This is a genomic window from Pseudomonas sp. AC463, assembly GCF_979253585.1.
The window spans coordinates 19,025-45,331 of the sequence record NZ_CEEDDZ010000024.1; the positions used below are offsets into that span (position 1 = coordinate 19,025).

The 26,307-nt window shown below is 62.2% G+C and carries 25 protein-coding genes; 13 read left to right on the plus strand and 12 right to left on the minus strand.

What is annotated here, in order from left to right:
* Positions 1 to 49: 49 nt before the first annotated feature.
* Complete coding sequence (locus AC0IYH_RS24890; protein ID WP_471836701.1) at positions 50 to 5,245, plus strand: dermonecrotic toxin domain-containing protein; 5,196 nt, start codon at positions 50 to 52, stop codon at positions 5,243 to 5,245.
* On the opposite strand, the gene AC0IYH_RS24895 is transcribed toward AC0IYH_RS24890, so the two are convergent.
* The 3 genes from AC0IYH_RS24895 to AC0IYH_RS24905 all read right to left on the minus strand — a co-directional run bounded on the left by AC0IYH_RS24895 (position 5,226) and on the right by AC0IYH_RS24905 (position 7,845).
* A complete protein-coding gene (locus AC0IYH_RS24895) occupies positions 5,226 to 5,861 on the minus strand; it encodes a LysE family translocator (protein ID WP_471836703.1) in 636 nt (211 codons plus the stop codon). The genes AC0IYH_RS24890 and AC0IYH_RS24895 overlap by 20 nt on opposite strands.
* A gap of 15 nt (positions 5,862 to 5,876) precedes the next feature.
* Complete coding sequence (locus AC0IYH_RS24900) at positions 5,877 to 7,223, minus strand: NCS2 family permease (protein WP_471836705.1); 1,347 nt, start codon at positions 7,221 to 7,223, stop codon at positions 5,877 to 5,879.
* 187 nt (positions 7,224 to 7,410) lie between these two features.
* Complete coding sequence (locus tag AC0IYH_RS24905) at positions 7,411 to 7,845, minus strand: MarR family winged helix-turn-helix transcriptional regulator (protein WP_471836707.1); 435 nt, start codon at positions 7,843 to 7,845, stop codon at positions 7,411 to 7,413.
* A gap of 82 nt (positions 7,846 to 7,927) precedes the next feature.
* On the opposite strand from AC0IYH_RS24905, the gene AC0IYH_RS24910 reads away from it, so the two are divergent.
* Entirely contained in the window at positions 7,928 to 9,094 is a 1,167-nt protein-coding gene (locus AC0IYH_RS24910) for an aminotransferase-like domain-containing protein (RefSeq protein WP_471836709.1), read from the plus strand.
* A 10-nt stretch (positions 9,095 to 9,104) separates the two neighbouring features.
* Positions 9,105 to 9,707: a glutathione S-transferase family protein gene (locus AC0IYH_RS24915; RefSeq protein ID WP_116626262.1), complete on the plus strand. Its 603-nt coding sequence runs from the start codon at positions 9,105 to 9,107 to the stop codon at positions 9,705 to 9,707.
* 40 nt (positions 9,708 to 9,747) lie between these two features.
* On the opposite strand, the gene AC0IYH_RS24920 is transcribed toward AC0IYH_RS24915, so the two are convergent.
* Positions 9,748 to 10,638, minus strand: a complete 891-nt coding sequence (locus AC0IYH_RS24920) for a LysR family transcriptional regulator (protein ID WP_471836712.1) — start codon at positions 10,636 to 10,638, stop codon at positions 9,748 to 9,750.
* 111 nt (positions 10,639 to 10,749) lie between these two features.
* Here AC0IYH_RS24920 and AC0IYH_RS24925 point away from each other — a divergent pair, with 111 nt between their 5' ends.
* From AC0IYH_RS24925 to AC0IYH_RS24935, 3 genes are read left to right on the plus strand one after another with little or no spacing between them, the layout of a single operon-like run.
* The gene (locus AC0IYH_RS24925) at positions 10,750 to 12,042 is read left to right on the plus strand and encodes a CitMHS family transporter (protein ID WP_471836714.1); all 1,293 of its coding nucleotides are present in this window, start codon (positions 10,750 to 10,752) and stop codon (positions 12,040 to 12,042) included.
* A gap of 1 nt (position 12,043) precedes the next feature.
* Complete coding sequence (locus AC0IYH_RS24930; protein ID WP_471836716.1) at positions 12,044 to 13,366, plus strand: acyclic terpene utilization AtuA family protein; 1,323 nt, start codon at positions 12,044 to 12,046, stop codon at positions 13,364 to 13,366.
* Positions 13,363 to 13,677, plus strand: a complete 315-nt coding sequence (locus AC0IYH_RS24935; RefSeq protein ID WP_122773460.1) for an AtuA-related protein — start codon at positions 13,363 to 13,365, stop codon at positions 13,675 to 13,677. Before AC0IYH_RS24930 ends, AC0IYH_RS24935 begins: the two co-directional genes overlap by 4 nt.
* Positions 13,678 to 13,731: 54 nt before the next feature.
* Here the strand turns inward: AC0IYH_RS24935 and AC0IYH_RS24940 are convergent, their stop codons facing one another.
* The 5 genes from AC0IYH_RS24940 to AC0IYH_RS24960 form a co-directional block, all read right to left on the minus strand.
* A complete protein-coding gene (locus tag AC0IYH_RS24940) occupies positions 13,732 to 14,103 on the minus strand; it encodes a glutathione S-transferase N-terminal domain-containing protein (protein ID WP_122773459.1) in 372 nt (123 codons plus the stop codon).
* A 102-nt stretch (positions 14,104 to 14,205) separates the two neighbouring features.
* On the minus strand, positions 14,206 to 14,751 hold the full coding sequence (gene folE / locus AC0IYH_RS24945) for a GTP cyclohydrolase I FolE (RefSeq protein WP_083357562.1): 546 nt from the start codon (positions 14,749 to 14,751) through the stop codon (positions 14,206 to 14,208).
* Positions 14,752 to 14,829: 78 nt separating this feature from the next.
* Positions 14,830 to 15,387: a Smr/MutS family protein gene (locus AC0IYH_RS24950; RefSeq protein WP_032888029.1), complete on the minus strand. Its 558-nt coding sequence runs from the start codon at positions 15,385 to 15,387 to the stop codon at positions 14,830 to 14,832.
* A gap of 75 nt (positions 15,388 to 15,462) precedes the next feature.
* Positions 15,463 to 15,783 (minus strand): hypothetical protein, encoded by a 321-nt coding sequence (locus AC0IYH_RS24955; RefSeq protein WP_116626267.1) that lies wholly within the window; start codon positions 15,781 to 15,783, stop codon positions 15,463 to 15,465.
* A 142-nt stretch (positions 15,784 to 15,925) separates the two neighbouring features.
* Positions 15,926 to 16,516, minus strand: coding sequence for a cysteine hydrolase family protein (locus AC0IYH_RS24960; RefSeq protein WP_116626268.1), 591 nt, complete (start codon positions 16,514 to 16,516; stop codon positions 15,926 to 15,928).
* A gap of 240 nt (positions 16,517 to 16,756) precedes the next feature.
* Between AC0IYH_RS24960 and prmB the strand changes: the two genes are divergently transcribed.
* Positions 16,757 to 17,665 carry a 50S ribosomal protein L3 N(5)-glutamine methyltransferase gene (gene prmB / locus AC0IYH_RS24965; protein ID WP_471836720.1) on the plus strand — a complete coding sequence of 303 codons (909 nt, stop codon included), beginning with the start codon at positions 16,757 to 16,759 and terminating at the stop codon, positions 17,663 to 17,665.
* A gap of 131 nt (positions 17,666 to 17,796) precedes the next feature.
* Here the strand turns inward: prmB and AC0IYH_RS24970 are convergent, their stop codons facing one another.
* Together AC0IYH_RS24970 and AC0IYH_RS24975 are read right to left on the minus strand one after the other, a co-directional pair.
* Entirely contained in the window at positions 17,797 to 18,603 is an 807-nt protein-coding gene (locus AC0IYH_RS24970; protein ID WP_116626270.1) for a hypothetical protein, read from the minus strand.
* 99 nt (positions 18,604 to 18,702) lie between these two features.
* Positions 18,703 to 19,665 carry an alpha/beta fold hydrolase gene (locus tag AC0IYH_RS24975; RefSeq protein ID WP_122773456.1) on the minus strand — a complete coding sequence of 321 codons (963 nt, stop codon included), beginning with the start codon at positions 19,663 to 19,665 and terminating at the stop codon, positions 18,703 to 18,705.
* 143 nt (positions 19,666 to 19,808) lie between these two features.
* Here AC0IYH_RS24975 and aroC point away from each other — a divergent pair, with 143 nt between their 5' ends.
* From aroC to AC0IYH_RS24995, 4 genes are all read left to right on the plus strand, one after another.
* Positions 19,809 to 20,900: a chorismate synthase gene (aroC, locus tag AC0IYH_RS24980; protein WP_116626272.1), complete on the plus strand. Its 1,092-nt coding sequence runs from the start codon at positions 19,809 to 19,811 to the stop codon at positions 20,898 to 20,900.
* Between the two features lie 73 nt (positions 20,901 to 20,973).
* Entirely contained in the window at positions 20,974 to 22,137 is a 1,164-nt protein-coding gene (locus tag AC0IYH_RS24985; protein ID WP_471836723.1) for an MFS transporter, read from the plus strand.
* Entirely contained in the window at positions 22,134 to 22,664 is a 531-nt protein-coding gene (locus AC0IYH_RS24990; protein WP_471836725.1) for a 1,2-dihydroxy-3-keto-5-methylthiopentene dioxygenase, read from the plus strand. Before AC0IYH_RS24985 ends, AC0IYH_RS24990 begins: the two co-directional genes overlap by 4 nt.
* A gap of 209 nt (positions 22,665 to 22,873) precedes the next feature.
* The gene (locus tag AC0IYH_RS24995) at positions 22,874 to 23,143 is read left to right on the plus strand and encodes a helix-turn-helix domain-containing protein (RefSeq protein WP_116626274.1); all 270 of its coding nucleotides are present in this window, start codon (positions 22,874 to 22,876) and stop codon (positions 23,141 to 23,143) included.
* A gap of 72 nt (positions 23,144 to 23,215) precedes the next feature.
* Here the strand turns inward: AC0IYH_RS24995 and AC0IYH_RS25000 are convergent, their stop codons facing one another.
* Positions 23,216 to 23,494: a DUF3509 domain-containing protein gene (locus AC0IYH_RS25000; protein ID WP_016970113.1), complete on the minus strand. Its 279-nt coding sequence runs from the start codon at positions 23,492 to 23,494 to the stop codon at positions 23,216 to 23,218.
* A 355-nt stretch (positions 23,495 to 23,849) separates the two neighbouring features.
* On the opposite strand from AC0IYH_RS25000, the gene AC0IYH_RS25005 reads away from it, so the two are divergent.
* Positions 23,850 to 25,676: a long-chain-acyl-CoA synthetase gene (locus AC0IYH_RS25005; RefSeq protein ID WP_471836728.1), complete on the plus strand. Its 1,827-nt coding sequence runs from the start codon at positions 23,850 to 23,852 to the stop codon at positions 25,674 to 25,676.
* Positions 25,677 to 25,770: 94 nt separating this feature from the next.
* The gene (locus AC0IYH_RS25010) at positions 25,771 to 26,286 is read left to right on the plus strand and encodes an ankyrin repeat domain-containing protein (protein ID WP_116626276.1); all 516 of its coding nucleotides are present in this window, start codon (positions 25,771 to 25,773) and stop codon (positions 26,284 to 26,286) included.
* The last annotated feature ends 21 nt before the right edge of the window (positions 26,287 to 26,307 follow it).

Consider the following 26,307-nt stretch of genomic DNA (forward strand, 5'->3'; position numbering starts at 1 on the left):
AGGGCGGGCGCCGCATAGGCTCGGTGTTTTCCTCGACGAAGACACCGCCGTGACCTTACCTACCGACCCCGATGTGTCTGACGACGATGCGTTGCAGGCCATGCGTATTCAGCTGGCGCAGCGGATCGACAACAGCCCTCAGCCCAGCCTCTTGATCAATCGGCTCACGGCCGCCGATTTGCGTTGTGCCGACGCGGCCCACCATCGGTCGCGCCTGATTTCCCGCGCGCCCAGGATCCTGCGGGTGATCCGTGCCGAGTTGCGCAAGGCTTTCGAGCTGGACCCGGACAGCGTGCTCTTTACCGAACCCAAGCCGCCGGCGGTCGCACAGCAAGTCGACACCTTGACCGACCGCGCATTGCAGATACTGGTGCTGCCGTCGTTGTCGATCAATCTCAATCATTTCACGGCCGTCAGCCTCAAGGGCGACCCCTTGCGACGTTTGCCTTTCACGCCGATGGAGGCCTTGCGACGGGTGATTGCGCTCAATCTGTTCGGGCGGCTTGCCCAGGCGCGCAGGGACTATTGGCAGGCACTGGTGACGGCGGGATGGCTGACACGCACCGAGCGCTGGGTGCAATTGCACGCGCAGCTGTTCGCCGACCAGGCCCTGGTGGCGTCGCAATTGGGCGAGCTGTCGAGTGCGGGCATGGAAATGGTTCAGGAGCTGGTGGACGCTCCGACGGCGCAAGCCCGCCAGCACGCCGGCGCGCAATGGGCCAGCCTGCGGGTGTGCAAGTTGTTCTGGCCGGGTGTGGGGCCGCGATTGATGCCGATGCCCGGCGCCCTGCATCTTTATCGTGAGGGTGACCCGCCAGGTGCGCCGCATGTGATCTACCTGCCGGGTACACAGCGCAATTACTACGAATACCCATCCTTCGACCAGTTGCAGTGTGGGCTTGCGGGGCTGATTAATGGCGCCTTGTTCGAGGACCTGTGGCAGTGCCTGCCGCTGCGCCGTCGGCATGAGGTGTGCCGGCCCGAGGTCGCGACTGTCGGCGCCAACAGGGCGGTGGGGCGTGGTTGCGCCCTGCGCGGCGATGCGTTGGAGCAGAGTGCGCTGGCGGTGCTGGAGGGGCAATGGGACAACGAGTTGGCCTGCGCGGTGTCGATCAATCTTGCGCAGGTCTATTCCGGCAGGAGCGCGCGCACTGTGGAGAACCCCACGCGTTTTCTGGCTTATATCGAACGCGCCAGGCACCACTGGGCAGGCAAGGCGCGCCTGGGGAGCCTTCGTCATGAACTGCACGAGTGGGATCAGCAGCGGCGTCATCAGGAAATAATGTTCGCCAGTTGCGCCCCGGAACTGCCCGTGCAAGCGGCGCTGCAACAGGTCAAACGCTATGAAAAAGGCCTGCTGACGCTGCTGGACCCCCAGGACCCGGGTGCGGACACGCCAGGCTGGCAGGATTTCATCACCCTTGAGGGCCAGCTCGAGGACCAGGCAAACACCTTGCGCAGGCTGCTGCAGGGCGCGCCCCTGCAACTGTTCGAGACGGCGTTCTGGAATGCGCGCCCCACAGGTGAGCATAACCGCCAGGCTGCGCTGATCTACAGATGGACCGACCTGCTGCGCAGCGAAACCCAGTTGCAGCACCGGCTCAAGCTGATCTCGGCAGCCCATCGGGACCTGCTGGTCGAGGTATTGGACACGCCGCTGGCGAGCAAGCGCGGCGCCAGTGAAACCTGCGTGCTGTCGGTGCTGGTGGGGGGCGAAGGCAGTGCCATGCGCCCTTTGCACAGCCTGTTTGCGATCACCCGCACCGCCGCGCTGGGCGAACCGGAACGGCGCGTGCCGGTGGTGCTGTGTGCGTTCGGGCGGGAGGGCGGGGTGGTCGAGTTTGCCCGGCTGGGGGCGCTATCGCGTGGCATTCAGGCCAGCCTCGGCAGCCGCGATGGCTCGGTATTGTGGCGCTATGTCGAGCGGCGACACCGCGCGGGGGTGGCGGAGCAGGTGGCAGGCCAAACCCTGGCAGTGCGGTATGAACCCATTGAGGGCAACCCGCTGGCGTTGGCATTCAAGCGGCTGCTCAAGGGCTACCTGGCCCAGGAGCAGGGGCTTGCCGGCCCTACACGTATTTTCAGTGAAACCCAGGATGCTCAGTTGAGCCGCCTGCTCCTCGCAGTGGAGTTGGATGAACACCTGAATGCGCCCGCCAGCAGCGCTCGGGCTCAGGCACGCGCGCATGTCGAACTGGTGCGCAAAGCCGCGAGCGCGAAACACCAGTTGCCGCTCTGGTTGGCCGAGGCCGACGCGGCCCGGCACAGCCGCTTCAAACACTTGCAGGGCCGCAACCTGGGCAGCGTGTTTGCCTTTGAAGAGCACCTGAAGCAACGTCTGCCTGATCTGCACTCCTACGCACGCCGTGTGTTGGTTGCCCGCTTGCGCGAGGACGGCCTGGAGCTGGACATTGACACCCCTTTTATCGAATTGCCTGACCGTGTCGATGGTCGGTTCTGTGGCTGGGAAAGCGTGTGTGTGGTGGGCGAGCGTGGTGAAATCCTCACACCAAGCCCGGCGCGTACGTGCTTGAGCCTGCTGCAAATGGCGTTGCAGAACCTGGACCCGCAGATGACGCCCACCTGGTGGCGTTTCAAGTACGCCCGTTACCTGATCCCGGCGTGGCAACCGCAACTGACACCAGATTATTTGATCAGCATGGTGTCTTCGCTGGATATCGGCGCAGGTTATGAGGCATTGATCGACGGCGTTTTTTACCCGCCCGCGCGCGCTGACGATGCGCGTGTCCCGCAACTGTTGCGGCGCGCTTTGCAGGCGGGTGCCGAGGCCGATCTGTATTCGGCGGTTCAACAAGGGCTCTCGGCAGATGGGCAACGCCTGTTCAGCAAGGCAATGGCAGGGCTGCACGAGCAGACTCATCAAGTGCAACTGCTGGTGGTGCATCTGGTGGGCCACACCCTGCAGCATGATCGCTATATCGCCGGCGTCCTGGTGTTTCACGACCTGCTGTCCCAGCGCTGCGTGGTCTACTGGCCCACCGCTTCGGGTACCGCCAACCTTAGTGAGCACGCCAGCCTGCAACTGGCCCGTGAGCACGTGAACCGCAACTGGGCGTTACCCGGCACGGTGAAGGCACTGGCCCGGCACGTCGCGCCGGGGTGGGCATTCGAAGCCATCACCCATCACCCAGGTGAAGCGCGCAGTGAGCCGCGCTTCAATGCGTTTTCATTGCTTCCCGGGTATGCATTGGTGCAGGGGCTCTGGCGCGACGTTGCGTTCGTTCGTTCATTTGCGATCAAGCACTTGGTGCCCACGGCGCTTGTCGACAGCATTGAACAGCAGATCCATGAGCAGGTTGCCCATGACGCGCTGAACTGGCTGGCCCTGGTGCCCACTTCCCACGACGATGCCATGGCCCTGTTGTATCAGGCGCGGGTCCTGGGTCTGCAGCATTACGCGCAGGCCGGCAGCACCTCTGGCAAGTCTCTGGAGAAGTACCGGGAGCAACGCCTCGAAGAAGAGAGGAGTACCCGCCGACGCGAGATTCTGTCGATGATCGTGCCGTTTTTCGACTTGGGTAATCAGGTGTATGAATTGCTGCTCGCCGCGCGGCGCTATCACCGTTATGGCGACCCTCGCGATGCGGTGGGTGTGGCCTTTGGGGTGATATATCTGGCGGTAGACCTTTTGCTGAGTTTTGCGCCTGGCCCCAAACTCAAGGCGCCAGCGTTGCCGCGCCCGAGGGTGGGCTCAATGGCGAGAGGTTTGAATCGTATTCATCATGCAACCGTTGCGCAGGTTGGCCGGGTTTCTTTGCTGGCCCCGTCGCCTTCGCCGGTTGCCCGGCTCACACCGCTGGAGCGGTTCAAGGTTCAGGGGCTGCCTCAAGACGCCGTGGCGTTGAAGGGGCCGGGCGAAAGAGGGCTGTACGTGAAAAACGGTGAACGCTTGCTTGTGGACGACACCCACCATTACCCGGTTTATCGGCGAGGCGACGAAGGTTTTTTCCGCTTGAAGAACAAAGAGGCGCCGGGTACGGACGAGTTGGTCCTCACCATCCATGAGCCCCGGGACTGGCAGCTGGGGGCGGATGCGCCGGTGGCCGGCCCGAGTTCACGCGCAATTCAGCCGGCGCCCTTGCAGCCAGCGGGTGGGCAGCCACTCGTCGAGCGTGCGGCGACGCGAAGCCGGATCGTGCAGTCATCCGTGCAAGGCACGCACTGGTTCAATTGGCGCACGCGGGTGCCTGAAAACCACGCGTCTGGCCCCTCGGCTGCGGGAATATTCCATGTGCATCAGGAGCCGCCGGGTTTTCCCTACGATGTTATCTGCGTGGGCCTCAGGTATGACACTCCCAGGCTATCGGGCGCGGGCTACTACCGGTTGCTCCATCAGGGCGATCATGTGCCTGTGGGCGATGTCGTTTTCATCGCGCCGGACCGGCCGCTGGTGTCAAAAGCCCAAGTGGATATCGCGCGTTGGACAACCACCGATCTTCACGAACAACCGATACCGGCCTCTCGCACTGCATCGGGTGCCTGGCAGCTCCATGCCCCGTTGTTCGACGGGCCGTTGGAGCCGCTGGTGGGCCGGGCTTTCCCTGGCATGACGCGAAAAAGCCGCGAGTTTGCCGTCGCAAGGTTGATCGAACTGTCCGACTCTTCCCGCGCGGTAACCGCCAGCCATCTGCTGAACCTGCGAGCGACCCTGGATCGATGGCTCACCCCCGACCCGGTCAGGCTGGGTCAGACCGATGATTTACTGGCGATGCTGCGGCCCACGGAGAGGGATATCCATAGCATCTACATCGGTTTTGAAGGCAAGGCACCCGGCTTCACGCGTGTTGACTTCAGCCTGCCTGTTGCCTTGGACCCAAGGCTGCGATCCGGCGGCGCAAGTGTTTCGGCAGAGCGAAACACTGCGCTGCGTGGGGCAATCAGGACGGTGCTGGAACAGCAGGGCTTCACTGTCCAGGACAGGCCCATGCAGCGTGGCAGGAAAGCCACGCGGGAATGGGTGGTGACCCACCCCCATTCCAACACGCTGTACTACATGGTCTATCAGTGGGTCGGGCGCGGGACCGTCCAGTTGCAAAAGCGGCTCACCGATAACTGGCTGAATGCAGGTTTCCAATCAGATCGTACGTCGGCACTGTCCACGCAGATCAGACGTGCGATGGATGAACAGCGCCTGGTGCCGATCGCCGCCGGTATCCAATGGCCGATCCAGGGCACCGTCCCACCCAGCGTTTATTTTGCCAGGGTCAACCGAGTCTCACCTTGAGCAGCGAGACCGCGCCGGCGCAGCCGAACAGGGCGGCGCTGAGGCGGTTGAACCAGCTTTGCCCGCTGCCGCTGCGCAGGTACCGCGCAGCGCCATGGGCCCCCAGGCCGTAGGCCAACTTGCACAGCAGGTCGAGCACGGTCCAGGTGGCGATCATGATCAGCAATTGCGGCAGAAACGCTTGCTGGCTGCTAAGGAACTGCGGCAGGAAGGCGGCAAAAAATAGTATGTCCTTGGGGTTGCTGGCGCCCAGCACAAAGGCGCGGCCGAACAGTGCGCGAAAGCGTGGCACCGCTGCAGCCTGCGGCACGGTTGCACCGTGGGCCGGTTGCCGCGACTGTTGCCAGCTTTGCCAGGCAAGGTAGAACAGGTACAGCGCGCCGACGATCTTCAGCGCGCTGAACAGTTGTTCGGAAGCGAGCAGCAATGCGCCCAGGCCCAGGGCCGATGCGCTCAACAGGCAGATCGAGGCGATCACCCCACCGAGAAACGCCGGGTACGAGCGGCGTAGTCCGTAATTCAGGCTGTTGCTGATCATCAGCAACGACAGCGGCCCCGGGATCAGGATCACCACCAGCGCAGCGCCGCTGAACAGCAGCCAGGTTTCCAGACTCATTGCTTGCTCCTTGTTTTATAGAAAGATGAACTTGGCGATAAAGATCACGCACAGCACCCACAGGCTCACAGAGATTTCGCGGTACTTGCCGGTGCCGGCCTTGAGCGCCACGTAGGTGATAAAACCCAGCGCGATGCCGTCGGCGACCGAGAAGGTCAACGGCATCATGATCGCCGTGACGATCGCCGGAATGCTGTCGGTGGCCTCATCCCAATTGATGTGGGCCATGCTTGCCATCATCAGCATCGCCACGTAGATCAACGCGCCGGCGGTGGCATAGGCCGGAATCATGCCGGCCAGCGGGGCAAAAAACATCGCCGCCACAAACAGGATACCCACGGTCACGGCGGTAAGGCCGGTGCGACCACCTGCGGCAACCCCGGCGGCGCTTTCCACGTAGCTGGTCACCGGCGGCACGCCGACCATGGCGCCAAACACGCTGGAAGCACTGTCGGCCTTCAATGCACGGGACAGGTTATCGATCTTGCCATCGGCATTCACCAGCCCGGCGCGCTGCGCAACGCCCATGAGTGTACCGGCGGTATCGAACATGTGCACAAAAAGAAACGCAAATACCACGCTGATCATGCTGACATTGAATACACCTTTTACGTCCATCGCCATCCAGGTCGGTGCCAGGCTCGGCGGCGTGGAGAGAATGCCGTTGTAGTGCACCAGGCCCAGGCCCCAACCGGCCAGCGTCACGGCGATGATGCTGATGAGGATCGCGCCGAACACGCGGTGGTAGCTGAGAATCGCGATCAGCAAAAAGCACACCGCTGCCAGCAGCGGCGCCGGCTCATGCAGCGAACCGAGTTTGATCAGCGTGGCCGGGCTGTCGACGATGATGCCGGCGGTTTTCAGGCCGATCACCCCGAGAAACAGGCCGACCCCGGCGCCCATGGCATGGCGCAGGCTCACCGGAATGCTGTTGAGCAGCCACTCTCGCACCCGCGACAGCGTAAGGCCCATGAACAGCACCCCGGAAATGAACACCGCACCCAGCGCGGTTTCCCAGTGGTAGCCCATGGTGCCGACCACGGTGTAGGTGAAAAACGCGTTCAGGCCCATGCCCGGCGCCAGGCCCACCGGCCAGTTGGCGTACAGGCCCATCAACAGGCAACCCAGCGCGGCGGCGATGCAGGTGGCGACGAACGCCGCGCCGTGATCGATGCCGGCGTCGGCCATGATGTTGGGGTTGACGAAGATGATGTAGGCCATGGTGATAAAGGTGGTGAGGCCGGCGATCAGCTCGGTCTTCACTGTGGTGCCATGCAGGCGCAGTTTGAACAGGCGTTCCAGCCAGCCACCCTGCGAGGGGGAGAGATCCAGCGTTGGTGCTTCGGATTTGCGGCTATCCACAGCGAGTACTCCTCAAGAGTTTTATTGTTATTTCCAGCGCCGGTCACATGAGTGGGCAACAGCGCTTTGAGGTACTGGCGGGTTTTGTTGACCAATAGGTCAGGAACTCGCACGAAGCGAATTATGCTTTTGTATACAAAGAAAGCAAATAATGTTTTCGATTAAGTGTGCGAAAGGGGATGAAAGGCTAATTCCCGGCACTGAGTGCCTGGTTGATCGCCAGCCAGCCCATCACTGCTTCTTCCCCGGATTCACTGAACGCGCGCTGCAACAGCTTCACCTGCTCGCGGCGCAGCGACTGCTCGAAACGCAGGCCTTCTTCGGTCAGTTGCAGCAGGCGTTTGCGCTTGTCGGCCGCGGACGCCACGCTGTCCACCAGGTGCATTTCCTGCAATTGGCGCAGCGGCATGTTCAGCGCCTGCTTGCTCACGCCGAGCAATTCCAGCAACTCCTTCACGCTCAGGGTCGGGTAGCGCGCGATAAAAAACACGATGCGTTGATGCACGCGGCTCAGGCCCCGGCGTTCGAGCATTTCGTCGGCCTTGGCGGTGAAGGCCTGGTAGCCGAAGAAAAACGCCTCCATGGCCTGTTGCTGGCTGCTTTGGTTTTTAAGGTCAAGCATGTTGACGTATCCACTCAAGCTATCGTAATTTCGGTCAACCAGTTTGACGTATTTCCCACAGCCTTCGCTAGCGGTGACCTCCATGGCCTTCTCTGAACGTGTTACGCGCCTCAAAAGCTCCTTGATCCGTGAAATTCTCGCGGCCGCCCAGCGCCCCGAGGTGATGTCGTTCGCCGGTGGCCTGCCAGCCGAAGCCATGCTGCCCGCGCTGAACTGGGACGACATGCCACTGAACATTGGCCAATACGGTATGAGCGAAGGCGAACCGCAGCTGCGCGAATTGCTCGCCGCCGAGGCGCGTGCCCTGGGCGTGCCGTGCCAGGCCAGCCAGGTGCTGGTGGTCAGCGGCTCCCAGCAAACCCTCGACCTGGCGGCCAAGCTGTATATCGACAAAGGCACCAAAATCCTGCTGGAAGGCCCGACCTACCTGGCCGCGTTGCAGATTTTCCAATTGTTCGGCGCTGACTGCCTCACCGTGCAACTGGAAGCCGACGGCCCCGACCTGGCCAGCCTGCGCAGCAACCTCGAACGTCATCGCCCGGCGTTCATCTACCTGATCCCGACTTTCCAGAACCCGTCGGCCGTGCGCTACAGCGAGGCCAAGCGCGCGGCCGTCGCCGCCTTGCTTGATGAGTTCGGCGTGAGCCTGATCGAAGACGAACCCTACCGCGAGCTGACCTTCGACGGCGGCAGTGCCAAACCCATCGTCGGGCGCCTGAAAAAAGCCAGCTGGATCTACACCGGCACGGTCTCCAAGACCCTGCTGCCCGGCCTGCGCGTGGGTTACCTGATCGCCAGCCCGGACCTGTTCCCGCACCTGCTCAAGCTCAAGCAGTCGGCGGACCTGCACACCAACCGGGTCGGCCAGTGGCAGGCGATGCAATGGATCGGCACCGACAAATACCAGCAACACCTGGTGGAGTTGCGCAGTTTTTACCGCGAGCGCCGCGATGCCTTTCAGGCTGCGCTGGAGAAACATTTCGGCGACCTGGCCGACTGGCAAGTGCCCCAGGGTGGATTATTCTTCTGGCTGACCTTGAAACAGCCGCTCGACACCCGCACCTTGTTGGCTGCTGCGCTCGATCAGGACGTCGCGTTCATGCCCGGTGAACCGTTCTTTTCCGAGCCGGACCAGCATCTTGGCTCACTGCGTCTAAATTTCAGCCATATCGACCCGTCCCGTCTGGACGAAGGTCTCAAGCGCCTGGCCGCAGTGGTCCGTCAAGCACAGCACGCGCAAGCGGCATAAGGGGAGCCCCATGTACAAGGTTTATGGCGATTACAAGTCGGGCAACTGCTACAAGGTCAAATTGATGCTCAACCTGCTGGGCATCCCGTACCAGTGGGTGGATATCGACATCCTCAAGGGCGATACCGAAACGCCCGAATTCCTGGCCAAGAACCCCAACGGCAAGATCCCGGTACTGGAACTCGAAGACGGCACCTGCCTGTGGGAATCCAACGCGATCCTCAACTTCCTCGCCGACGGCAGCGAGTTCCTGCCTACCGAACCGCGACTGCGCACGCAGGTGCTGCAATGGCAGTTCTTCGAGCAGTACAGCCACGAGCCGTATATTGCGGTGGCGCGGTTTATCCAGTTTTACCTGGGCCTGCCGCAAGAGCGCCAGGAGGAATACAAGAAGTTGCACAAGGGCGGCTACAAGGCCCTCAAGGTCATGGAGCGCCAGCTGCAATTGACGCCGTATTTGGTGGGTGACCAGTTCTCCATTGCGGATGTGGCGTTGTATGCCTACACCCATGTGGCCCATGAGGGTGGGTTTGAGCTGGAGGCCTACCCGGGTGTGCAGGCGTGGTTGGCGCGGGTGGCGAGCCATCCCAAGCATGTGCCGATGCTGGACTGACACACCGCCATCGGGGGCAAGCCCCCTCCCACATTTAGCTCTATGGTGTGTCAGATAACTCATCATTGAGCAGATCAAAGCAACGCTGTGCCGCCGGGCTCAGCCCAATCCCGCTACGACTGATCAACCCGATCTCCCGGTTCACCCCGGGATGGTCGATGTTGATGCGCTTCAAGCCTTCCAGGCTGTCCGCCGCCGACTCCGGCAGCACACTGATCCCCAACCCCTGGCGCACCAGCGCGAGCACCGTCGACATGTAGTTGGCCTCCATGCCCGCGTTCATTCGCAGTCGCGTCTGGTCAAACAGCGCATCCACTTGCTCGCGCACACTGCTGTCGCGCCCGGTGAGGATGATCGGCTGGTCGGCCAGTTGCTCCAGGGTCAGTTGGCGATGGCGGGCGAGGGGATGCTCCAGCGGCACAAAAGCGCACAGCCGGTCATTCAGTACCGGCACAAAGTCCAGGCCATGGCTGAGCCGCGCGCGTACGCCAATACCAAAATCCACCTCGCCGGCGCGTACCTGGGCATGAATGCGGTGGGCCACCAGGTCATGCAGGCGCACTTCGATGCCGGCAAAGCGCTCGCGAAACAGGCGCAAGGCCGGCGGCAAGGTGCCGGCGCACACCGAGGGCAAGGCGGCGATGGTCACCACGCCCCGGCGCAAGGCGGCCAGGTCGCGGGAGCCGGTGACGATGTTGTCCAGGTCCAGCAGCAGTTTTTCCATGGGACCGCGCGCGTCCTGGCCGGCAGCGGTGATGCTCACGTGGCGCGGGCTGCGATCAAGCAGGGCGACGCCAAGCCAGTCTTCGAGTTGCTGCACCTGCACCGTCAGGGCCGAGGGCGACAAATGCAGCTCGTTGGCGGCCTTGGTAAAGCTGCCGGTACGCGCCACGGCAAGAAAGGCTTGAATGTGTTGGATGCTGTTCTTCATTTTGTTTTTCCGAACGTGCCACGCCGAATATTCCAATTTACAAAGACTAACGCGATTCCAATACTCCGGGTAAAACAATAACCGGCCGCAAAGGCCGCTCTGGAGTAACCCATGCTCGCTACCCTGGGTGTCATTACCATCCTGTGCCTGCTCGCTGCCGTCATGAGCAAACGCCTCTCGCCACTGGTGGCCCTGATCGCCTTGCCGATCATCGCCGCGCTGCTCGGCGGGTTCGGCCTGCAAACCAGCGCCTTCATCATTACCGGTATCAAGAACGTCGCCCCTGTGGTCGGCATGTTTGTGTTCGCGATCCTGTTTTTCGGGATCATGACCGATGCCGGCATGCTGGACCCCATCATTGATCGCATCCTGCGCACGGTCGGGACGCGTCCTACACGCATTGTCGTCGGTACTGCGACTCTCGCTCTGCTGGTGCACCTGGACGGCTCCGGCGCGGTGACGTTCCTGGTGACGGTGCCGGCGATGCTGCCGCTGTATACGCGGCTGGGCATCGACAAACGCATCCTCGCGTGTGTGTGCGCCATGGCGGCCGGGGTCAACTTCCTGCCCTGGACTGGCCCGGTGCTGCGCTCCTCGGCGGCTTTGCATGTGCCGGTGGCAGACCTGTTCCAACCGCTGATTCCGGTGCAGATCGTCGGGCTGATCTTCGTGTTCGCCTGCGCATGGTGGCTGGGCCGGCGTGAAGAAAAACGCCTCGGCCTGGGCGCCGGTTCCACCGTGGACGCGGTGCCGCAGCGGGTACTCAGCGACGACGACATCAAGCTGCGCCGCCCGCGGCTGTTCTGGGTCAACCTGCTGCTCACCGTGCTGGTGATGGTGGTGATGATCGCCGGTTGGGTCGACCCGGTGGTGATGTTTATGCTCGGCACCGTGGTGGCGTTGTGCATCAATTACCCGAACGTGGACGCCCAGCGCGCGCGCATCGACGCCCATGCCAAAACCGCCCTGACCATGGCCAGCATCTTGCTCGCCGCCGGGGTGTTCACCGGCATCATGCAAGGCACCGGCATGCTCAAGGCGATTGCCGAAGTGGCGGTGGCGCAGATTCCGGCCGGTCACGGCAAGCTGATCCCGGCCGTGGTGGGCTTTATCTCCATGCCGCTGAGCATGCTGTTTGACCCCGACTCCTACTATTTCGGCGTAATGCCGGTGATCGCCGAAGTCGGCAAGGCCCTCGGTGTCGACCCGCTGCAAGTGGCTCAGGCCTCGCTGCTGGGCGTGCACACCACTGGCTTCCCGGTCAGCCCGCTGACCCCCGCAACCTTCCTGTTGGTGGGCCTGTGCAAGATCGAATTGGCCGATCACCAGCGCTTCACCATCCCTTTTCTGTTTGCCGCGTCGGTGTTGATGACCCTGACCGCGTTGCTCCTGGGAGTGATTTGAAATGAAAACCTTGCGCATCGGTTCCGGCGCCGGCTACTCCGGCGACCGTATCGAACCTGCCGTGGAACTGGCCGAGAGGGGCGACCTGGATTACCTGGTCTTCGAATGCCTGGCTGAACGCACCATCGCCCTCGCGCAACAGGCGCGTATCAGCGATCCACAGGGCGGTTATGACCCGTTGCTGAGCGAGCGCATGCGCCGGGTGTTGCCGTTTGTTGGCGTGAAGGGCGGGCGTCGCCTGCGGGTGATCACCAATATGGGCGCGGCCAATCCGGTGGCGGCGGCCATTGAAGTGCGGCGGGTTGCCAGTGACTTGGGCTTGAATCTCAAGGTCGTGGCGGTCGTAGGCGACGATGTTCTATCTGTGTTGCAACCCGATCAAACGCTCGATAACGGCCAGACGGTGGGTTCCTTGGGCAAACGCCTGGTTTCCGCCAATGCCTACCTGGGCGTGGACGGCATCCTTGAAGCCTTGCGCGCCGACGCCGACGTGGTGATCACCGGGCGAGTGGCCGACCCGTCGTTGTTCCTCGCGCCGCAGATGTTCGAGTTTGGCTGGGCTGCGGACGACTGGCAGCGCCTGGGCCGTGGCACCTTGGTCGGGCATTTGCTCGAGTGTGCCGGGCAGGTCAGCGGCGGCTATTTTGCCGACCCCGGTTTCAAGGATGTGGACGACCTGGCGCGCCTGGGCTTCCCCTTGGCCGAGATCGATGCAGACGGCGCAGCCTTGATCACCAAGGTTTCGGGCTCCGGCGGCCGGGTCAGCCGCGCCACCTGCACCGAACAGCTGATCTATGAAGTGCACGACCCGGCGGCTTACCTGACGCCGGACGTGACCGCCGATTTTTCCCAGGTGGGGTTTGTCGAAGAGGGCATTGATCGCGTGCGCGCCCACGGTGCCGCCGGACGTGCAAGGCCTGAGCAGTTGAAGGTCAGCGTCGGCTATCTGGACGGTTGGATCGGCGAAGGGCAGATGTCCTACGGCGGCCCGGGTGCGGTCGCACGGGCGCAGTTGGCGCGGGATGTCGTACTCAAGCGCCTTGAGTTGATGGGCGTAGAGATGCAGGACGTGCGCGCCGAACTGATCGGCATGGACTCGCTCCACGGCCCGCGCAGCAGCGTCGAACCCTGGGAAGTGCGCCTGCGCGTGGCCGCCCGCTGTGAAGAACGCAGCGACGCGGTGCGGGTCGGCAATGAGGTGGAAACCCTCTACACCAACGGCCCGTCGGGCGGCGGCGGTGCGAGCAAAAGTGTGCGCCAGGTGGTGGCGGTGGCGTCGTTGCTGCTGCCGCGCAGTGCGGTCAACCCGAGGATCGAAGCATGAAACTGCAGACGCTGGCCCATTCCCGTACCGGGGACAAGGGCGACACCTCGAACATCTCGATCATTGCCTATCGCGCCGAGGACTACACGTTGCTGTGTGAGCAACTCACCGCCGAACGCGTGGCCGAGTTCTTCGCCGGCCTGCTGGAGCCGGGCGCGGCGCCGGTGCGGCGGTATGCGTTGCCCAACGTGCAGGCGCTGAATTTTGTGCTGCCGGGGATTTTGCGCGGCGGCGTGACCCGCTCGCTGGCGCTGGATGCGCATGGCAAGTGCCTGGGCTCGGCGTTGCTGGATCTGGATTTGGCAATATAAAACTAAATGTGGGAGGGGGCTTGCCCCCTCCCACATTAGATTTGCACAAGTCTGTCAGATCGCAGCAAACCGCTTGTCCAGATAATCAATGATCACCTTGGAGTCATACATCCAGGTGGTCTGGCCGTTCTCTTCGATGCGCAGGCACGGCACCTTGATCTTGCCGCCTTGCTCCAGCAGGGTCTGGCGGTCCTGCTCGTTGTTCTTCGCGTCCTTCAATGCCACCGGCACGTTCAGGCGGTGCAGGGTACGGCGGGTCTTCACGCAGAACGGGCACGCGTGGAACTGGTACAGGGTCAGCTCTCTGGCCGCCGCGTTCACTTGCGCCTGTTGCTCGGCCGGGCGTTGCTTTTTGCGTGGGCGCGTGAGGAAGTCGCCCGCGATGATGATGTGGCCGAGACCCACTCGAAGTGCTTTGACGAACATGGCTGAAACCTCTTGCCCAATACAGAAGGGGCCGCAGCTTACCTGATTTTCTGCGGGCGAAAAAAAACCGGCGATGAACGCCGGTTTTTCCTGTGCAGCCTGTTACTTGATCAGGCTGAGAAACTCGCTGCGGGTGGCCGCGTTTTCGCGGAACTCACCCAGCATCACCGAGGTGATCATCGACGAATTCTGTTTCTCCACACCGCGCATCATCATGCACATGTGCTTGGCCTCGATCACCACGGCCACGCCCAGCGCGCCAGTCACTTGCATCACTGCATCGGCGATCTGGCGGCTGAGGTTTTCCTGGATCTGCAGGCGGCGCGCGTACATGTCGACAATCCGCGCGACCTTCGACAGGCCCAGCACTTTGCCGCTCGGGATGTAGGCAACATGCGCCTTGCCGATGAACGGCAGCAGGTGGTGTTCGCACAGCGAGTACAACTCGATGTCCTTGACCAGCACCATTTCGCTGTTGTCGGAGCTGAACAAGGCACCGTTGGTGACTTCTTCCAGTGTCTGTTCATAGCCGCGGCAAAGGTACTGCATCGCCTTGGCGGCACGCTTTGGCGTGTCGAGCAGGCCCTCGCGGGAGACGTCCTCGCCGAGTTGGCCGAGAATCTCTGTGTAATTCTGTTCCAGGGACATGAAACTACCTGTGGGATTTTCGCAAAGCGCAAGGTTACGGTGGCCGACACATCGCTGCAAGCCTGACGATGGCACTTGTTACTCGTCGCGCCCTTCCATCATGGTGCGCTTGAGCATCACATACACCGCGCCCGCGCCGCCGTGGCGGGCCTGGCAGGAAGTAAAACCGAGTACCTGGGCGTGCTGGCGCAACCAGGTGTTGACGTGGCTCTTGATCATCGGCCGCTTGCCGTCCAGCCGCACGGCCTTGCCATGGGTGACGCGCACGCAGCGGATTTCGAATTTGGTCGCTTCGGCGAGGAACGCCCACAGGGTTTCGCGGGCTTTTTCCACGGTCATGCCGTGCAGGTCGAGGCTGCCTTCGAACGGGATCTGACCAACCTTGAGCTTGCGCATCTGGCTTTCCTGCACGCCGTCGCGGGCCCACATCAGCTCGTCTTCGGGGCCGACGTCGATCACGAACTGGTCCGACAGGCCATCCACGGTGGTGGCGTCGGTGCGCACGGTCGCAGCCTGGCGCAGCTTGGCGATCTGCGCCCGGTCGGCCTTGGGTTTGCCGGTATCGGCGCGGTCGTGCTTGATCGGCTTGACGCCGCGCAGCTCGTTTTTGAACAGGGAAAAATCGTCGTCTTGCATGTCAGCCTCCGCGAAGGGCGGGCAGTTTACCTAAATCGCGGCGGCCAGGGCGCAGGAAACGCTATCCAAGCGCCATCAGTCGTGCTTTTTCATCAGGTGTGAAGCGATGTTCAGCGACAACGGCTGACGCATCTTCCTGCGGCTACGCCGCCATAACCACACGCCCAGCCACAGCACCAGCAGGCCGATGCCCAGCAGCAGGGCCGAACCGCCAGGGCTGGCATTCAGTTCGCCGAGGGCCGGCGAGTGACCAAACAGACCGGCGCCACCAGCGCCCGCCAACAACAGACCTACAACTGCCAGCAACGCGGCAAAGCCGGCCACCAGGCGCAGACGCCAGTTGCTCGGGCCCTTGGGGCGCAAGCGACGAGCATCAAAACCATCGGATATCTTCATTCCGACCTTTCCTCCAGGGTATCGGCCCTTCGACCGGACAATACACAGGTTGTTCCGGGGCGAGGGGTAAATGCGCCAAATGAAAGGGCTTCACGGATGAGCGGGGCAATAAACATTGCCGCGCCGCTCATCGGACGGTCGATCAGATCAGATCTTTGGTCAACGCCAGGGTGGCGAAGTTGTCGGCCATGATGGCCATTTCGGTCTGTTGCACATGCTCGGCACTCAGGATGCCGCCCTTGTACGGCAGGTCGCGGGTGGCGCAGGCGTCTTCGACCAGGGTGCAGCGAAAGCCCAGGTTCTTGGCGGCGCGCACGGTGGTGCTGACGCTGGAGTGGCTCATGAAGCCGCAGACGATCAGGTCCAGGGAGCCGAGGTCCTGCAGGTGTTTTTCCAGGCCGGTACCGTGGAAGGCGCTGGGCAGCAGCTTGCCGATGATGGTTTCGTCGCCGGCAGGCTCCAGGCCGGGGATGAATTCGCCGCGCTCGCCCTGCGGGTCAAACAGGCCGCCGACGGTGCCGAGGTGGCGCACGTGCACGATCGGGCGCCCGGCGTTGCGCGCCGCTGCGGTGAGTTGCTTGATGTTGTCGACCGCCGCGTCCATGCCCGAGAGGGCGAGTGGGCCGCTGAGGTATTCCTTCTGGGCGTCGATGATCACGAGGGTCGCATGGCCAAGGTTGGCTGCCGCGTAACCGCGACCGCTGAGTTGAAACATCGTCTTTGGAACGGACATTCTGGGGCTCCTGTGAGGGGGGCTTTTGTGACATTGTCCACTGGCTGAGCGGTTCTGTGAATCGCTACCATCGTAAGGTACGCCGTTGTTGACGTGCAGCCCTGTCAAGTGGGCGGCTTGTTTAACCGAATGATGGCAATTTGGATGAAATCCGACGTGTGGCGAGGGCATTTCGTACATCGTCGGTACAGGCGAAGGCTGTTAGAATCGCCAGTCGTTTTTTCCAGGAGTCTGCCCCCCGTGATCACTTCCCGCCTGCGCACCTTGCGCGACCATATCCGTTGGGCTGTCAGCCGTTTCCATGGGGAAGACCTGTTTTTCGGCCATGGTACCGACAACGCCTGGGACGAAGCCCGGCAGTTGGTGCTCGGCGCCTTGCACCTGCCGTGGGAAATCAATGACAGCTACCTGGATTGCAACCTGGAAGAAGAAGAGATTTCCCACGTGCAGCGCTTGCTGCATCGCCGAATCCACGAGCGTGTGCCCACCGCCTACCTGTTGAAGGAAGCCTGGTTCTGCGGCATGTCGTTTATTGTCGACGAGCGCGTGCTGATTCCGCGTTCGCCGATTGGCGAGATGATCGAAAACCGCTTCGAACCCTGGCTGGCCCAGCCGCCGGCGCGCATCCTCGACCTGTGCACCGGCTCCGGTTGCATCGGCATCGCCTGTGCCTACGAGTTCCAGGACGCCGAAGTGGTGCTGGGCGACCTGTCCTTCGAAGCCCTGGAAGTGGCGAATCAGAATATCGAACGCCATGGCGTCGACGAGCGCGTGTACACCGTGCAGGGCGACGGCTTCGACGGCCTGCCGGGCCAGCGCTTTGATCTGATCGTGTCGAACCCGCCGTATGTGGACGCCGAAGACTTCGCCGACATGCCCGACGAATACCAGCACGAACCCGAGCTGGGCCTGGCCTGTGGCGACGATGGCTTGAACCTGGTACGGCGGATGCTGGCCGAGGCCGCCGACCACCTGACCGAGAAGGGCTTGCTGATCGTTGAAGTGGGCAACAGCCAGGTGCACGTCGAGGCGCTGTACCCGGAGGTGGACTTCGCCTGGCTGGAGTTCCAGCGCGGTGGGCATGGGGTGTTTATGTTGACGGCTGAACAGTGCCGCCAACATCAGGCAGTTTTTGCTGCGCGGGTCTAACTGAAGAAACATGGTCAATGTGAGAGGGGGCTTGCCCCCGATAGCGGTGGTTCAGTTACACATCCAGTGACTGACACATTGCCATCGGGGGCAAGCCCCCTCCCACATTTTTACTGCATTTCAGCCCGCTGCTAGCGGTGCGTCGCAATCCAGATCAACAACCCCGCCTGAAACACCGTAAACGCCACTAGACACGTGATGGTAAAGCGCAAACCGCTGTCCTCGCGCTTGAACTTGGTGACTTTTTCCTCTTCCTTGCGCAGCTTCACTTCCTGCTCCGCCAGGTTGTGCTCGGCCTGTTGCAGCATCTGCGCGGCTTCGAGCATTTCCACAAACTGCACTTTCTCGGTGTTCCAGCTGTCCAGCACGTCGCTGACCTTGCCCGGCTGCACGTTGCCTTTAAGGTGCTGCACATCGGCGTAGGCCACGTCAAAACCCTGGATCCGCAGGAAGTGATCACGGCGCAGGCGCGTGGCTTCGTTGAGTGCATCCTTGTTGGCCAGGTCCACACCGTCGACGCGGTAGTGCGACCACTTCTTCTTGGCCCATGCGGCGGCCTGGGCTACCAGGAAACGGCCGATGCCACGGTTGGCGGGTTCGATTTCCAGGCTGTTGCCAGGGCCGAAGTGCACGCGTTGCTTGTCGTGGTCGACCCAGATATCCAGATGGTTCTGTTCGCGACGCACGCGCTGGCCCGGCAACTGGATCACCATGCGCAGCAGGCTGTGGTGTTTGTCATTGCGCTCGGCGTAACCGAACTGCACGAACCGCAACGGCCGCACGCCCGTGGCGCGGTCGGTGGCGAGGGGGGCCAGGCGCAGCATCTTGAAATGCTCGGCCTGAACATCCGCCCACGGCAGGGACGCCGCGTCGACGGCCTCGGTAGTGTCAGCCGGGGTGTCGGCGGTAGGTTCCGGTATTGCTTCAGTGGTTGTCATGCGGCGCGATCCTGTCCAAGCCCAGCAAGCCGACAGTCTTTTTGCTGTCGACTCTGGGCTTATCGGCCGTTATCCGCAGGACTAGAGGCAAATTGTCGCTTAACGGGGTTGAAGTCCGGCGATAAAGCGCACGATGCGCTGGCCCAGCTCGGCGGCGAGGGGCAATTGCGGGTCGTTGTAGGAAGCCAATTGCTGCTTCACGTCATTGGGCACGATGCGCATCACGTGGTTCATGCCCTCGATCACCACCAACTCCGCGTCGGGCTTGGCCTTTTTCAGTTGGCGGGCATCGCCCACGCCGACCTGGATGTCGTTGCTGCCCTGGATGATCAGCGCCGGCATGTTCAGTTTGGCGAAGGCTGCCGACGGATCGGCGCGGAACAAGCTGATCAGATAAGGCTGCACGCTCGGTCGGAAAATGCCCTCCAGCGGGCCAGGCACGTCAGCATCCACCTGGCCGGCCTTGAGGTGATCGAGGATTTCATTGCTGCGCAGCAGCAGGGCAGGGGGCAAATGGTCGGCCAGTTGCTGGCGGATCACCTGGTCTACCGGGCGCGCGCTGCCAGACAGTGAAACCACCCCGGCCGGTTCGAGCTGCGGCGCAGCCAGGGCCGCCACCAGTGCGCCTTCACTGTGACCCAGCACAACCAGCGGGCCCAGGCGTTTGTCGGCCTTGAGCTGCTTGCCCCAGGCCACGGCGTCGGCCACGTAGGCGTCGAGGGTCAGGTTGCGTTCGTCGGGGGTGGCGGCCAGGCTGGCGGCGACCCCGCGCTTGTCGTAGCGCACGCTGGCGATGTTGTGCCGGGCCAGCACCCAGGCCAGGCGCTTGAGGCTGTCATTGCGTGCGCCGTCGGCGCTGTTGCCGTTGCGGTCGGTGGGCCCGGAGCCGGCGATGATCAGTACCACCGGCACCGGTGTGTCGGACTGTGGCAGCAGCAGCGAGCCAAACAGCTCGCCGCTGCCGGTGTCCAGGCTGATGGGGCGCTGCAGCACGACAGGGGAGGCGGCGTGGGCCACGGCGGTAAACAGGGTGAGGGTAAACAGCAAAACTCGCAGCATCATCGCGCCATCATTGGGAAGGTGCCGGTTGGACAGACGTCTACCGGTAAGGTTTCGAGGATGAACTAGTCGATTACCCTGCGTATACTGGCCGCCTTAAGTTATTACGGTTGACTTGATTCAACTGATTTCGCGGAGCGCCCTGCATGTCCGGCAATACCTTCGGCAAACTGTTCACTGTCACCACCGCGGGCGAAAGCCATGGCCCGGCGTTGGTCGCCATTGTCGACGGCTGCCCGCCCGGCCTCGAGCTGTCCCTGGAAGACCTGCAGCGTGACCTCGACCGCCGCAAGCCCGGCACCAGCCGCCACACCACCCAGCGCCAGGAGCCCGATGAAGTCGAGATCCTCTCCGGCGTGTTCGAAGGCCGCACCACCGGCTGCGCCATCGGCCTGCTGATCCGCAACACCGACCAGAAGTCCAAGGACTACTCGGCGATCAAGGACCTGTTCCGCCCGGCCCACGCCGACTACACCTACCACCACAAATACGGCGAGCGCGACTACCGTGGCGGTGGCCGCAGCTCGGCCCGCGAAACCGCCATGCGCGTGGCTGCCGGCGCCATTGCCAAGAAATACCTGGCGACCCAGGGCATCGTGGTCCGTGGCTACATGAGCCAGTTGGGCCCGATTGAAATCCCGTTCAAGACCTGGGACAGCGTGGACGACAACGCTTTCTTCAGCCCCGACCCGGACAAAGTGCCGGAACTGGAAGCCTATATGGACCAGTTGCGCCGTGACCAGGATTCGGTCGGCGCCAAGATCACCGTGGTCGCCGAAGGCGTTAAGCCGGGCCTCGGCGAGCCGATCTTCGACCGCCTGGACGCCGAACTGGCCCACGCGCTGATGAGCATCAACGCGGTGAAAGGCGTAGAAATCGGCGCCGGCTTCGCTTGCGTGTCCCAGCGCGGCACCGAGCATCGCGATGAGATGACGCCCGAAGGCTTCCTCAGCAACAACGCCGGCGGCATCCTCGGCGGTATTTCCTCCGGCCAGCCGATTGTGGCGCACCTGGCACTCAAGGCCACCTCGAGCATCACCACGCCGGGCCGTTCGATCGACGTGCACGGCAACCCGGTGGACGTGATCACCAAAGGCCGCCACGACCCGTGCGTGGGCATCCGCGCCACACCGATTGCCGAGGCAATGATGGCCATCGTGCTGATGGACCACCTGCTGCGCAATCGCGGGCAAAACGCTGACGTACAGGTAAGCACCCCGGTCCTCGGCCAACTGTGACAGCTTCCTGCGGCAAGCGCGCTTGCTGTGGCGAGCGAGCTTGCTCGCGCTGGGCCGCGAAGCGGCCCCACTGATGACCCCCAATCTCCCCTACTGGCGCCTCTCCAGCTTCTACCTCTTCTACTTCGCCCTCCTGGGCGCCACCGCCCCGTTCCTGGCGCTGTACTTCGACCACCTGGGCTTCTCCAGCGCACGCATCGGCGAGCTGGTGGCCATCCCCATGCTGATGCGCTGCGTCGCGCCGAACCTGTGGGGTTGGCTCGGCGACTACACCGGTCGGCGCCTGGCCATCGTGCGCTTTGGCGCGGTGTGCACGCTGGCGAGTTTTTCGCTGATCTTCGTCAGCCACACCTACGCCTGGCTGGCGCTGGTGATGGCCTTGCATGCGTTCTTCTGGCACGCGGTGCTGCCGCAATTCGAAGTGATCACCCTGGCGCACCTGCAAAAACAGACCTCGCGCTACAGCCAGATCCGCCTGTGGGGCTCCATCGGTTTCATTCTCACCGTGGTGATCATGGGTCGCCTGTTCGACTGGCTGAGCCTGGACATCTACCCGGTAGTGGTCGTGGTGATCATGGCCGGCATCATCGGCGCCAGCCTGTGGGTGCCGAATGCGCAGCCCGTCAGCCATGGCAATCGCCTGGCCGGCGACGGCTTCCTCAAGCAATTGCGCAGCCCCGGCGTGTTGGCGTTTTATGCCTGCGTGGCGCTGATGCAAATGAGCCATGGCCCGTATTACACCTTCCTGACCTTGCACCTCGAACACCTGGGCTACAGCCGTGGTGTGATCGGCCTGCTGTGGGCGTTGGGGGTGGTGGCGGAGGTGTTGATGTTCCTGGGCATGAGCCGCATCCTCACGCGGTTTTCGGTGCGCCGGGTGCTGCTGGCGAGCTTCCTGCTGGCGGCGCTGCGCTGGTTGCTGCTGGGCTCGTTTGCCGAATTTTTCTGGGTGCTGTTGCTGGCGCAGATCATGCACGCCGCCACTTTCGGCAGCTTTCATGCGGCGGCCATCGCCTTTGTACAGCGCAGTTTCGGCGCTAAACAACAAGGCCAGGGCCAGGCGCTCTATGCCGCTTTGGCCGGCACCGGTGGCGCGTTGGGCGCGCTGTATTCCGGCTACAGCTGGAACCTGCTGGGGCCGACCTTCACCTTTAGTATTGCCAGCGTCGCGGCCCTGGCCGCAGCCGTTATCATCGGTCTTCGATTGCACGAGCAGAACCAAGGAATCCCTCAATGAGTTACGTCGCCGTCTATCCCGTTGCTGCACCGGACACTCCGAACAAAGTCCTGACCCACTACGAGGACATCACCGCCACCCTGGCCGAGCACGGCGTGCGGTTCGAGCGTTGGTTGCCCGCGTCGATCGAGCAGGGCGCCAGCGACGCGCAACTGATCGCGGCTTACCAGGCGCAGATCGATGCCCTTGGCTACGCTGGCGTGGAAGTGCTCCGCGTGACCGGCGACCACCCGCAGAAGGATGAATTGCGTGCGCAGTTCCTGGATGAGCGTCGCTATAGCGAAGACGACGCGCGCTTCTTCATCGCCGGCCAGGGCCTGTTCACGCTGCACATCGGCGACTACGTGTACGCCGTACGCTGTGAGAAAAACGACCTGCTGGTGATCCCGGCCGGTATGGCGCATTGGTTTGATATGGGCGAGAACCCGCACGTTGTTGCGCTGCGGTTATTCAATACGGCTCAGGGCAGCGTGCCTGCACTGACGGGCGACGATATCGCCCGGCATTTTCCTGGCTTGGACGATTAATCGCGGCGTACTAAAAACTTCAAGCCGGATGCGTTGGAAGTTGTTGTGGGAAGAAGCCCAAACTCTCGTAGGGCCCGGCTGATTATTCGGAGGGCGGGGCCTTAATGCCATTCGTTATGTAACTCTCTTTTGGTCAACGTTTATATCACCTGTCAATAGGAGGAATCCGAAGGGTGGTAGGTCGTCAGCCATTAAAAGGAGAGAAACTGATGAGAGGCCCAAAGGAATCTTTTGCGACAGCGTATTCCGTACCCAACACGCTCAGAAGACGCCTGAGTTTGTGCGGCAAACCCCTGACTCCCTCGGAGCTGGAAATACTGCACTGGGTTTCGGAGGGCAAGACGGTTTGGGAGATCAGCCAGATACGAGCCACCTCAGAGGCCACGGTGAAATTCCACTTGCGTAACATCTACGGCAAGCTGGAAGTCAACAACCGCGTACAGGCCCTGAACGAGGCGGCACGTCTAGGGTTGTGCTAAGCACATAAACCGAGCCCATTAAAAAGGGCCGCGACGCTCAACGGCGTCGCGGCCCTTTTCTATTGGGTTAATTCAAGCCGAGTGGTAGGTCGGCAACGCAAAGCGGTTCTGGCTTTGCAGCATGGAAATCTGCGGCAACTCGCTGGCTTGTTCGGCCAGGTCGCGGCGAATGGCGCTGATCACCCAAGTAAGCTGATCGGCAGTGTGCAGTTGTTGGTACGAAATCGAACGCTTGACCTGCTTGCCTTCGCTGTTGCGCAGGGTCAACAGGATGCCGCCGTCCGGGCGTGGCTGAGTGGTGACGTCGTATTGGGAGAATACTGAAGCGAATTTATCTTGGATCAGGCTCATGTCTATCAGCTCCGTTGGCTCAAGTTGGCAAGCATGGAGTGATAGGTGCAGTGATTGTGCCAGCTATTGATTTATAAAAAATACCTTATAAATCAATGTCTTGAAAAATTACCTGATTTTCGATTTCGTGCAATTTGCATGAATGGCCATCATGCATCCTGCATTTTGCGCTGCTCGGCCTGGCAAAAGCGGCATGCCGTTACTGCTAGAGACTGCCGGCATAGCGTGAAATTCCCTTTTTCAGCGGATCACCAGCCGGGATACAAAACATTTCAAATCCCGCGTGTACAGCCCAAGAAGGGCTGGCGTACTTTCCTGCCAGGCATACGAAGAATAAGAAAAAGGACGTTCCTCCATGAGCCACTCCCAAGACGACATGATCACCTGGGGCAAGGTGCTGCGTAAGGTGCCCGCCATCGTTCGCGCGTTGCCACGGGTGTTGCGCGGCATGCGTGCCGCCAACGTCACGGACCCGGCCCAGCCTTGCGGGCTGGGCTGGCACTTTGAGCAAGCCACGCTGCGCAATCCGGACGGCGCCGCGTTGCTCTACGCCGACCAGGTGATCAGCTACCGCGAAGCCAACCAGCGCGCCAACCGCCTTGCTCATCACTTGCAGGCCCAACGCATCGGCAAGGGCGACGTGGTGGCGCTGTTTATCGAGAACCGCCCCGAATTGCTCCTGAGCGTATTGGCCGTGGCCAAGCTGGGCGGCATCTGCGCGATGCTCAATACCGCGCAAACCCAAAGCGCGCTGGTGCACAGCCTCAATCTGGTCAACCCGGTGGCCATTGTGGTGGGCGCGGAATTGGTAACCGCATACGACGCCGTGCGCGACCAGGTACGGATCCCGGCGCAGCGCAGCTGGTTTGTCGGCGACCAGCAGGCCGCTGCGGTGCCCGAGGGCTATATCGATTTGATCGCCGCCAGTGCCGAATGCTCGCTGGACAACCCCGCCAGCACCGCGCAGATCTACTTCAACGACCCGTGCTTCTATATCTACACCTCCGGCACTACCGGCCTGCCCAAGGCCGGCATCATGAAACACGGGCGCTGGACCAAGACCGCCGTGAGTTTCGGCAGCATCGCCCTGGACATGGGCCCGGACGATGTTCTGTATTGCACCTTGCCGCTGTACCACGCCACCGGCCTGTGCGTGTGTTGGGGCTCGGCGATTGTGGGGGCATCAGGCTTCGCCATTCGCCGCAAGTTCAGCGCCAGCCAGTTCTGGGACGATGCACGGACATTCAAGGCGACCACCCTCGGCTATGTCGGTGAGCTGTGCCGCTACCTGCTCGACCAGCCTGTCGCCGACAACGACCGCGATAACCGCGTGACCAAGATGGTCGGCAACGGCCTGCGCCCCGGCGTGTGGGCACAGTTCAAGGCACGTTACGGCGTGGAGCATGTCTGCGAGTTGTACGCGGCCAGTGACGGCAACATCGGGTTTACCAACGTACTGAATTTCGACAACACCATCGGCTTTTGCCTTCAGCATTGGGCACTGGTGGACTACGACCATGGCGGCGGCGAGCCGATTCGCGGCGACGATGGCTTTATGCGCAAGGTGCAAACCGGCGGGCAGGGCCTGTTGCTGGCGAGGATCGATGAGAAGTCGCCCTTCGACGGCTACACCGACCCGGAAAAGAACCGCAAGGTGATCCTCACCGACGTATTTGAAAAGGGCGACCGCTACTTCAACACCGGCGACCTGTTGCGCAGCATCGGCTTCGGCCATGCGCAATTTCTTGATCGGCTGGGCGACACCTATCGCTGGAAGGGCGAGAACGTCTCCACCACCGAGGTCGAGAATGTACTGCTGCAACATCCGCAGATCGCCGAAGTGGTGGCCTATGGCGTCGAGATCGACAACACCAACGGCCGCGCGGGCATGGTCGCGATTACCCCGACCGAGTCCCTGGCGGCCCTGGACATGCGCGAGTTGCTGCAGTTTGCCCACGGCCAGTTGCCGCACTATGCGGTGCCGCTGTTTCTGCGGGTCAAGGTGAAGATGGAAACCACCGGCACCTTCAAGTACCAGAAAGTCAAACTCAAGGAAGAGGCGTTCGACCCGGCCAAGGCCGGCAATGACCCGGTCTACGCCTGGCTACCGGGGTCGGACTGCTATGTGCCGGTCACCGGACAACTGCTGGCGCAGATCCAGGGCGGGCAGTTCCGCTATTGATTCTGCCTATAAGGGCTTTTGGCAAAAAAACCATGACAGGTGGGAACTCCCTCGCGACACTGGCGCCTATTCAGTATTCGCAAAGGAGCCCCACATGTCAGACCAGCCTAAACAAATGACCGATGACGAAGCCGCCGAATTTGCCGAGCAGGTCTTCGACGTGGCCCGTCGTGGCGACGCGGCGATGCTCGCAGCGCTGCTGGCCAAGGGCTTGCCCGCCAACTTCCGCAACCACAATGGCGACACCTTGCTGATGCTCGCGGCCTACCACGGTCATGTCGAGGCGGTAAAAGTACTGCTGGAATTCAAGGCCGACCCGTTGATCGCCAACGACAAGAACCAGTTGCCGATTGCCGGTGCGGCATTCAAGGGCAGCCTGAATGTGGTCAAGGCGTTGATCGACGGTGGTGTGCCGGTCGATGGCGCATCCTCCGACGGCCGTACCGCGTTGATGCTGGCGGCGATGTTCAACCGCGTGGAAATGGTCGAGTACCTGCTCAGCCAGGGCGCCAACCCCAAGGCTACCGATGCCCAGGGCGCGACCGCCTTGGCCGCTGCGCAGACCATGGGCGCGGCGGATACGGCGGCGCAGTTGCAGAAACTGGTGTAGGCTTTGCGCCCTCAAAAACCA